Origin of the sequence: uncultured Faecalibacterium sp. (genome assembly GCF_900066275.1) — a bacterium.
GTDB classification, from domain to species: Bacteria; Bacillota; Clostridia; order Oscillospirales; family Ruminococcaceae; genus Faecalibacterium; species Faecalibacterium taiwanense.
This window is the reverse complement of the sequence record NZ_FMFG01000055.1, coordinates 1-8938: the sequence shown is the minus strand read 5'-3', so window position 1 is coordinate 8938 and position 8938 is coordinate 1. Positions and strand designations below refer to the sequence as shown.

8 protein-coding genes are annotated in these 8938 nt (G+C 56.9%); 2 read left to right on the top strand and 6 right to left on the bottom strand.

What is annotated here, in order from left to right; translation table 11 throughout:
• Positions 1 to 227: 227 nt before the first annotated feature.
• Positions 228 to 401: a hypothetical protein gene (locus tag QZL71_RS12360; RefSeq protein ID WP_154255902.1), complete on the top strand. Its 174-nt coding sequence runs from the start codon at positions 228 to 230 to the stop codon at positions 399 to 401.
• 45 nt (positions 402 to 446) lie between these two features.
• Here the strand turns inward: QZL71_RS12360 and QZL71_RS12355 are convergent, their stop codons facing one another.
• The 4 genes from QZL71_RS12355 to rlmB all read right to left on the bottom strand — a co-directional run bounded on the left by QZL71_RS12355 (position 447) and on the right by rlmB (position 5911).
• Entirely contained in the window at positions 447 to 1388 is a 942-nt protein-coding gene (locus tag QZL71_RS12355; protein ID WP_294648991.1) for an Ig-like domain-containing protein, read from the bottom strand.
• A 227-nt stretch (positions 1389 to 1615) separates the two neighbouring features.
• Positions 1616 to 2155 (bottom strand): rubrerythrin, encoded by a 540-nt coding sequence (rbr, locus tag QZL71_RS12350; protein ID WP_005941401.1) that lies wholly within the window; start codon positions 2153 to 2155, stop codon positions 1616 to 1618.
• Positions 2156 to 2320: 165 nt separating this feature from the next.
• Complete coding sequence (locus QZL71_RS12345) at positions 2321 to 5053, bottom strand: cell envelope biogenesis protein OmpA (protein ID WP_294648989.1); 2733 nt, start codon at positions 5051 to 5053, stop codon at positions 2321 to 2323.
• Between the two features lie 48 nt (positions 5054 to 5101).
• Positions 5102 to 5911: a 23S rRNA (guanosine(2251)-2'-O)-methyltransferase RlmB gene (gene rlmB / locus QZL71_RS12340; RefSeq protein ID WP_097780956.1), complete on the bottom strand. Its 810-nt coding sequence runs from the start codon at positions 5909 to 5911 to the stop codon at positions 5102 to 5104.
• Positions 5912 to 6757: 846 nt separating this feature from the next.
• On the opposite strand from rlmB, the gene fba reads away from it, so the two are divergent.
• Positions 6758 to 7621: a class II fructose-1,6-bisphosphate aldolase gene (gene fba, locus QZL71_RS12335; RefSeq protein WP_005941384.1), complete on the top strand. Its 864-nt coding sequence runs from the start codon at positions 6758 to 6760 to the stop codon at positions 7619 to 7621.
• A 92-nt stretch (positions 7622 to 7713) separates the two neighbouring features.
• On the opposite strand, the gene QZL71_RS12330 is transcribed toward fba, so the two are convergent.
• Together QZL71_RS12330 and QZL71_RS12325 are read right to left on the bottom strand one after the other, a co-directional pair.
• Positions 7714 to 8382 (bottom strand): hypothetical protein, encoded by a 669-nt coding sequence (locus QZL71_RS12330; RefSeq protein ID WP_207699184.1) that lies wholly within the window; start codon positions 8380 to 8382, stop codon positions 7714 to 7716.
• Positions 8375 to 8707, bottom strand: coding sequence for a PadR family transcriptional regulator (locus tag QZL71_RS12325; protein ID WP_120081349.1), 333 nt, complete (start codon positions 8705 to 8707; stop codon positions 8375 to 8377). Before QZL71_RS12325 ends, QZL71_RS12330 begins: the two co-directional genes overlap by 8 nt.
• Between the last annotated feature and the right edge of the window lie 231 nt (positions 8708 to 8938).

Here is an 8938-nt window from a genome sequence, read left to right as displayed (position 1 = left end):
AGTCCCACAGCAGGCCGTGACCGCCGCAGGCAGCAAACGCCGCCGAGAGTGCCCGGTCCGGCAGTGGCATGGTAGCCGCAGTGCCCAGCAGTGTAATGGTCAGCATAAAATCGTTCTCCCTGCACAATGTATCTCTTAAGGTTTTATTGTACCACAGCCGGGCCGGTTGCACAATCGGTGCCTGCGGCGCATAGGATGGCCCAGCACAGCAAAAAGGGGGCAGCGGGATGAGACGCAAAAAAGGGGATCCTTTTTCCGGCAGGCCGCACAGCGGCCTTGGATGGGTGCTGCTGCTCGCCGCACTGGCCCTGTTTCTGCTGGCCGGTGCGCCCGGCTGCATGGCCCAGCGGATGGCGTGGTCTGCCCGGGGAACCATGATCTTTCTGCCCAGCGGGTTTTGAAAAAATGGGAGCATCCTGCTGCACAGAACGCTCCCATTTTTCTTTTTACTTTCCATCCGAATAGGGCAGCTGGCCGGTCAGGGTCAGCGTTTCGGCAAGCTCGTCCTCCGAGCGGAACCGCCACGCCGCCGCTCCCACGGCCACATAGCAGGCATCGGCACGACCCTCCGGTGTAACGGCAAGGATCATCGTTTCACCGTCGCCCACCGCCGTTACCATGCCATCCGCACTCACAGTTGCCACGCCCGGATTGCTGCTGAGCCATGTCATCGTTCCGTTTTTGGCGCCTGCAGCCTGCGCGGTCAGCTTCTGACTGGCTCCCACTGCCTGCAGCAGCATGGCGTTTTTGCTTATCTGCACCCGTCCGATCTCCGATGTGACCGTTACCGTGCAGCGCAGCACCTGCCCGGCTGTGGTCAGTGCGCTGATGACGGCCTTGCCGGACCCCTGCGCCTTTACGGTACCGTTTGTGCTTACCGATGCCACCGCCGGGTTGCTGCTGACCCACTGCCGCACATAGGTAAACCCGCCTTTGTTCTGTTCCAGCTTCAGCTGTTTCGTCGGGACAGGCTCCTGCTCTGTAATGGTAAGCGTCAGATCGCTGGTGTTCAGCACCAAGCGGCTGGCTGTGCTTTTGCGCACCGTGATGGTACAGGTGGTCTTTTCGCCGCGCTCATTGCGGGCCGTGACGGCCGCAGTGCCCTCGGCATGGCCGGTCACCTTGCCGGTGCCGTCCACCGATGCCACTGCCGGATCACTGGAAGTCCAGATCAGAAAGAAGTAGTCGTTGGGTGCCTGCACATTCAGGTAGGCCACCGGGGCCGGGTCTCCTTCGGTGATATCCAGCGTCAGTTCGGCAGTGTCCAATGTCATGCCGCTGTCCGGCAGCGGCTGCTCCTGCGCAGCATAGGCCGACAAGGCCCCGGCTGCAAACAGTTCTGCGCACAGCACCACTGCACAAACACACGCTTTGAACCCCTGCTTCATGGGCTTTGCCCTCCCCGCCTGCTTTGCTGCAAGATCCTTTAAATATTCCTGTCTCCGTATTATTTTACACGCAGTGCAAAACCGGGTCAAGTTTTTTGCCCATTCTGCCGGGCAGCTGAGCCTTATTTTGTGGAGAATAATAAAATCCGCTTTTCAATTTTGTACAAAACGCCGCCGCACCCGGCAAACCGGATGCGGCGGCGCTGTTCTGCTTTTGAATTTTCAGCTTAGTAGTTGATCTTTTTCAGCTCAAAGTAGCTCTGCGGATGTGCGCACACCGGGCACTTGAGCGGTGCGGACTTGCCGATATAGGTGTAGCCGCAGTTCCGGCACTGCCATACCTGCTGCTCCTCACGGGCAAAGACCTTGTTGTTTTTCAGGTTTTCGGCCAGCGCACGGTAGCGCTCCTCGTGCTCCTTCTCGATCTGTGCCACCATGGTGAACAGTGCTGCGATCTGAGGGAAGCCCTCTTCTTTGGCCTCCTTGGCCATGCGGGGGTACATCTCGGTCCACTCGTCGTGCTCACCGCCTGCTGCCATGTCCAGACAAGTCAGGGTATCGGGGATCGCGCCGCCGCACAGCAGCTTGAACCAGATCTTTGCGTGCTCCTTCTCATTGCCGGCGGTCTCCTCAAAGATCGCGGCCAGCTGCTCGTAGCCTTCTTTTTTTGCCATGCTGGCAAAGAAGGTGTACTTGTTGCGTGCCTGGCTCTCGCCTGCAAACGCTTCCATCAGATTTTTCTCGGTTTTGGTACCCTTCAGTTCCATGATGCTCTCCTTTCAAAAACGGATCTTCTGTCAGGATCGACCGATCCCGGCTCTATCATTCAGCCCGGCGGTAATTTTTTCGCCTGCGGCTCAGGTTCTGAACAGAGTATACCATATTTTTTGATGGAAATCAAGAACGGTTCCTATTTATTCTGAGAATATTTCTCAGTTATGCTGCTTCAGTGCACACACAGCAATGCTCAGGGCGCTCCACGCTGCCTGATACATCAGCACCGTTGCCACCGAAAGCTCCCAGATGCTGCCTGCACTGGTGAGCAGCGCTGCAATGATAATGGAGAACAGCACCGAGACCATCTGTACTGTGGTGGCGCTGCTCTCGGCGTTCTGGGCCTGATCCGCAGCCTGCAGACCGCCGGTCAGGCTGGCAAACGCCTTGAGATGGATCATGCAGCAGGTGTCCTCCGGGTCTTCCGGTGCGGCCTTGATGGCGTTGCACTGCTCCTGATCCAGCACGGTGATCATGCCTTCCGGCAGGCGGTATGCTTCGGTAATGTGGTGTGCAGTCAGACTGGGGTCCTGACATGTGACCAGCAGGCGGATGTTCTCCTTTTGCAGCACGGCAAGGCCGCGGGCCACATTGCGCCCGCCCACATATTTCAGCACGAACATAGCGTGCAGATTGCCGGACACAGCCAGATACAAAATTTGCAGCTCGCCGTTCTTCGAGTGCTGCATCTCGTATTCCTCGTCCGGCAGTGGCACGCCCTCCTGCTCCAGATAGCGGCGGGTACCAATGAGGATGCGGTTGTTATCGCACCAGGCGGAAAAGCCCAGCCCATGGTGCTGCTCCAGATCCTTGACTGGGAACAGGATGTCTGTGCGTTCCTCAACGATCTGGCGGAACAGCCCCTTCAGGGTGCCGTGGCTCTCGTTCAGCACGCTGGCCGCGTACAGGATGGCGCGGTCGATGCGGCCGCCCTTGAAGATGCGGATATCCTCCAGCTGTGCGCTGTCGGCGGTGAACAGGTCGTCTGCATCGATCTGCAGCGTATCAATGCCGCCCAGCTGCTCAATGGCCTGCCAACCGGGCACGACTGCGCCCACAGCCGCAGCCGCACGCTGCAGCCGTAGCGAGGCAACGCCCGCGATCAGGGTAGAAGAAAGCGGTGCGCCCATGCACAGCACAGCGGCTATGGCAGCCGCAGCTTTGTTCCAGCCGGCACCTGCCAGCAGGAACAGCACGCCGCTGAGCAGGGCAACGACCAGCAGGATGTACGAAACTTTGCGGGCACGGCGCTCGCTTGCGCGCTCGCTCAAGCTCTGCTCCACAAAGCCGTCAGCTTCCTTCATTGGGCGGCTCAGCAGCACCCAGGGGTCCTTCTGTTCCAGATCCCGTGCAAGGGCACGCAGCAGGTCTTTATCCTTGGCGCGGTAGGCGCCCTCGAACTCCACACCATTGGTCACCAGCTCATAGCCGCCCTTGACAGCAGCCAGCATCACCCGGCTGCCCAGCAGCGCAAGGAACAGCCCCAGCGCGGCCATGCCGCTGAGCAGCGAGATGCCGGTAGTGCCGCGGTAAACATTTGCGTTCAGCATGGCTGTGACCGCCTGCACCAGCGCTGCCACTGCGGCCAGCGCCGGCATCGTCTCGGAAGAAGGCCGTCCGCGCAGGCCGTTCAGGCCGTCGCGCAGCACCGGGAAGCCCACGCACAGGCTTGCTGCCAGCAGCAGCAGGTTTGCACCATAGAATGCCGCCGGGGCAGCATCCGGGTCCAGCGCCGCCATGGCGGGCAGCAGCCCATCCGACACCAAACCAAAATGCAGCAGCACCACAGCCAGAATGCCGCCCAGCACGCAGCGCAGCGTCAGCTCTGCACTCATACGGTGCAGCTTATCCACCGTAGCCTCCGGCTCGGGCAGCTCCGTTTCGGCATGTTCCTCCGGAGACACCGCGTCCTCCGCCTCAGCTTTCAGTTCCGGCTGTGGCGCAGCGGGTGCCTTCTCCGGTGCCTGCTGCGGCTCTTCACCGTCCAGCGGCAGCAGCGGCAGGCTCATAGTGTCCTCTTTTGCGGCAGGCTCCTCTGCCGGGGCCAAAGGTGCCTGCGGTGCGTCCTCGCTCTGCGCCTTGCCAAAGAAATCGGCCACCGGCTGCTTTTCCGGCTGCTCCGTTTTTTCCGGCTGCGGCACAGGTTCCGGCTGCAGCTCCGGTGCCGTCTCCTTTACCGCTGCAAACACAGCCGCGGGCAGCGGTGCACCGGACGGTTTCTTTTTGCTTTCATCCGGTTCAGTTTCTGCTGCCGGGGCCGCTTCGGCCCTCGGTGCAGGCTTTTCCGGCTTCTGGTCGCTCAGGCCGTTGATCATCGCCTTGAGCTGTGCCATCTCCTGCTGCTCCTGCTCTTCCTGCGGCAGCAGCACCTCCGGCGCATTCTTGGGGTGCCGGAGAGGCTTTGCCGTGCTGTGCTGCTCTGCGGGTCTTGCCGCCGGGACAGCGCTCTGCCGGGGTGTTTCCGGCTTCACTGCCGCCGGGGGGTCCGCCGTTTGCGGTGCAGATTTTTCCTCCGGCTTTTTGGCGGGTGCTTCCGGCTGTGCATCCTCTGCTTCCTTCTCCAGAAAAGGCCACGGGGCCAGTTCCTGTTCCGGGTCTGCCTCCGGCTTCAGCATCAGTTCCAGATCCGCTTCCGGCTCCGGCTGCGCATCCTCACCCAGCCGCACCTCACCGGTTGGCATTTCCTGCGGCTGCTCTGCTGCAGCTTCGTCAGTCTCCTGCTTTTCCTTACCACGGCCAAACAGGCCAAACCGTTTCTGCGGCTTTTCCTCCGGCTGGTTTTCGTCTCTCCGGGTCATCTCCTCCGGGATATCCACCGCCGTGGTGCTGAAAAAGGAGCGGAACTTTTCATCCGGGGTCATTTCCCGGCCATTATTTTTATCTTTCGGCATTCTTGTCCCTCCTGTAATTCAAATTGAGGTTCCGGCCCGAATGCCGGATCATGCCTGCTGTGCTGCGCGTTGGGACTGGATCTCGTACAGAATAATGCCCGCAGCCACCGACACGTTGTAGCTGTCCACACCGGTGCCCGGTGCTGCCATATCCAGCCGCACCACGCCGTCGCACAGCTTTTTCACCAGCTGCGAAACACCGCTGCCCTCGCTGCCCAGCACCAGTGCAATGGGGCCGGTCAGGTTGTTCCTGCGCAGAGACACGCCGTCCATATCGGCGCAGTAGACGAACACACCCTGCTCCTTCAGGCGGCGGATGGTCTCACCGATGTTGGCCACACGAGCCACCGGCAGGCGTTCTGCGGCACCTGCGCTGGACTTGATGACGGTAGGCGTGACCGATGCTCCGCCGCGCTTTGGGATCACGATGCCATGCGCACCGCACAGCAGAGCACTGCGCATCACGGCACCCAGATTGTGCGGGTCTTCAATGCCATCGCTCAGCACCAGAAAAGGTGCCTCGCCCTTGTCCTTGGCTGCTGCCATCAGGTCGTCTACCGTCACGTATTCGATCTCGCTGGCAAATGCCGCCACACCCTGATGGCTCTCGGTGCCGGTCATCAGGCGCAGCTTGTTGGGGTGCACCCGCTTCACCGTGGCACCCGCTTCCTTTGCCAATGCGGTATAGTAAGCCGCCACGGCCGGAGCCATGCCCTCAGCAATGAGCACGGTGTCCACGCCGGAACCGCTTTTCAGCAGTTCGGTCACCGGATTTTTGCCATAAACAAGGCTCTCGTTCTTCTGCAGCGGCTCTTCCGGGCTGCGGCGCGGACGGCGCGGCTGGTTCTTTTCTTCCATGATGATTTTCTCCTTCCGTTGTATCACCGGAAGGTGCTGTGCACACCCTCCAAAAGGCACGCCGCACTCTGGGCCGCGCACCGGTATGATCTGAAGCTGATAACTCATCTTGAAGTATAGCATAAGCCGACCTTGTTTGCCAGCAAATTACCGTTTTTTATCCGCGTCCTGCAAAAGTTTTTCTGTTCGTGGTGCCGGAGACCGTTTCCGCTTTTTTGCAGAAATGTTCTGCCGCCCTGCATCAGCTTTACCCGGCTGCTGGGTAGATATCCCTCTGTTTTGCCGGAGAAAAAAGTTTTCCACAAAAACGCGGTATACAATCCGTAGAAGAGCGATTATTTTTCCACATGTTGAAAACCCTGTGGAGAAAGTTCAAAAGTCCAGCTTTAAAGCCTGTTTTGCCTGTGGAATTCCACACTTTCCACAAGGTTTTCCACTTTTTGGTTCGACCTTTTTTGATTTCCTGCGTACAATTTGTAGAATACAAGTCGGAAATATGACAATTTTTTGAACTGCATCCTGTCCGCTTTTGCCAAATTGCCCAATATCATTTTGACGAATGTGGATCTGTGTTGAAAATCCGTCCTTCATCAAGCTTTCTGTCTTTCGGCCGCTTATTGCACATTATATGGAAATTTGTTGCATTCTATCGAATATACGCGCTTCTGGCAGTAACCCCCTGCACCCTGCCAGAAACAGAATCCCCGCATTGTTACAGGAAAAACACCGGTTTGGATTGATTTTGGCCGCTGTTTGGGGTATACTAATTCTGTAGGTTCGTTAAACCGTGCACAAAGCGGATATGAAACGAGCAAGACCCCAATGATTTTGTGGAGGTAATGAATAATGTTGGTAAATGCAACCGAAATGCTGATCAAAGCACGTGATGGCCACTACGGTGTGCCTCAGTTCAACATCAACAATCTGGAGTGGACCAAGTCCGTTCTGACCGCCTGCGAGGAAATGAAGAGCCCTGTGATTCTGGGTGTTTCCGAGGGTGCCGGCAAGTACATGACCGGTTTCAAGACCGTCGCTGCTATGGTCAGCGCAATGGTCGATTCCATGGGCATCACCGTTCCCGTTGCCCTGCATCTGGATCACGGCACCTATGAGGGCTGCAAGGCCTGCATCGAGGCCGGCTTCTCTTCCATCATGTTCGATGGCAGCCACTACTCCATCGAGGAGAATGTGGAAAAGACCAAGGAGCTGGTTGCTCTGGCACACGCTAAGGGCCTGAGCATCGAGGCCGAGGTCGGTTCCATCGGCGGTGTCGAGGACGGCGTTGTGGGTGCCGGCGAGATTGCAGACCCCGAGGAGTGCGCAAAGATCACTGCTCTGGGCATTGACTTCCTGGCTGCCGGCATCGGCAACATCCATGGTGTCTACCCGGCAAACTGGAAGGGTCTGGACTTCGAGGCTCTGGATCGCATCCACAAGGCCACCAATAACATTCCTCTGGTCCTGCACGGCGGCACCGGCATCCCCGACGAGATGATCGCAAAGGCAATCAGCCTGGGCGTTTCCAAGATCAACATCAACACCGAGTGCCAGCTGGTGTTTGCTGAGGCTACCCGCAAGTACATCGAAGAGGGCAAGGATCAGCAGGGCAAGGGCTTCGACCCCCGCAAGCTGCTGGCTCCCGGCGCAAAGGCCATCGAGGCCAAGTGCAAGGAGAAGATCGAGCTGTTCGGTTGCGCAGGCAAGGGCTAAGCGGAAGCTCGTATCCTGACCGGTACACCACCCAATAAAGTATGCGCCCCCGCTGCACCGTTATGCACAGTGCAGCGGGGGCGCTTTTTACTTTATATGCGAGCACTCAGACGCGGGTCTTTTCCATATCTCCAAAAATGTATTGCATACAGTCCTGCACCCAGAAGCAGGCAAAAAATCGAATAGCTAAGGATCGGAAGCCGCAGCAGTACGATCTTACCCGCGATCTGGGTAAAGAACCAGCCCGTTCCATACAGAGTCACGATATAAAGCACCAGCCATGTAGCATATTTCAGCCAATGCTCTCGTGGCGGAAAGCCTACCTGCTCCATCATCCGGCGGAACAGTGCGCAAAAAACCGTCACTGCAACAACAAGCTGCATCAGATAGCCTACAGAAAGTTCAAAAACCCAATCACCAATTACCGGGTAAAGCAGCAGCCCTTCCACGCCCCACTCAAAGAAGAAATACAGCGGTGCAACAAACCAGAAGTAATCCGCAGCTCTCAGTGTTTTCAAACATGGCTTGACCTCCTCTACAAAGGTTTTTGCATCCGAAATCGAATCGAACAGTTCCTGATTTTCTGCATTGGCTTGGATGGAAATATCAAGCAGATCGCTGCACACAAGTTCAATGCCGCAGAAATCCCAGCTGACCCGGCGAAGATACCGGATCACTTCTTTCAGCTGCTCCTGGCTTTTTTCGTTCAGCAGCTTTGTACGCATCCGATTTGCCTTTCGCAACGCAAAATACTTATTCATATGGCTCCTCCTTAAAAATTTTCTCCACCAGCTGGCAGAGCTGATACCAATCCTGCCGAAACTCAAGAAGTGCCTTTCGACCTTCTTCAGTTACAATATAATATTTCCGGCTCGGCCCCTTAGGGGAAGGTCTGCGTTCTACTGTAACCTTTCCTTGCTGCTCCAGCCGCAGCAGCAGCGGATAAAGCGTGCTTTCACTCAAGTCAGAAAACCCGACCTGTTTTAGATGCATCACGATCTCATAGCCATAGGTCGGCTCTCTGCTAATGAATTTCAGAACACAGAATTCCAAAACGCCCTTGAGCAATTGTGTGTTGTTTTCCACTGGATACCTCCTTTTGCCTATTATGTAATACATAGTAGCTTATCTATATTGTATTGCATAGTAGTATTTTTGTCAAGTCCTGTCCTGTTATCATTTCGACCAAAATCCACTCCATATTTTTGTGCAACAAAAAAGCCCTGAGATTTCTCTCAGAGCTTTCTGTTCAAGTCGGCGACTACCTATTTTCACGCGCCGTTTCCAGCGAACTATCTTCGGCACAAGTGAGCTTAA

Coding starts and splice junctions, on each gene's coding strand:
- QZL71_RS12360 (WP_154255902.1), top strand. CDS start 228: ATGAGACGCAAAAAAGGGGATCCTTTTTCCGGCAGGCCGCACAGCGGC.
- QZL71_RS12355 (WP_294648991.1), bottom strand. CDS start 1,388: ATGAAGCAGGGGTTCAAAGCGTGTGTTTGTGCAGTGGTGCTGTGCGCA.
- rbr (WP_005941401.1), bottom strand. CDS start 2,155: ATGGAACTGAAGGGTACCAAAACCGAGAAAAATCTGATGGAAGCGTTT.
- QZL71_RS12345 (WP_294648989.1), bottom strand. CDS start 5,053: ATGCCGAAAGATAAAAATAATGGCCGGGAAATGACCCCGGATGAAAAG.
- rlmB (WP_097780956.1), bottom strand. CDS start 5,911: ATGGAAGAAAAGAACCAGCCGCGCCGTCCGCGCCGCAGCCCGGAAGAG.
- fba (WP_005941384.1), top strand. CDS start 6,758: ATGTTGGTAAATGCAACCGAAATGCTGATCAAAGCACGTGATGGCCAC.
- QZL71_RS12330 (WP_207699184.1), bottom strand. CDS start 8,382: ATGAATAAGTATTTTGCGTTGCGAAAGGCAAATCGGATGCGTACAAAG.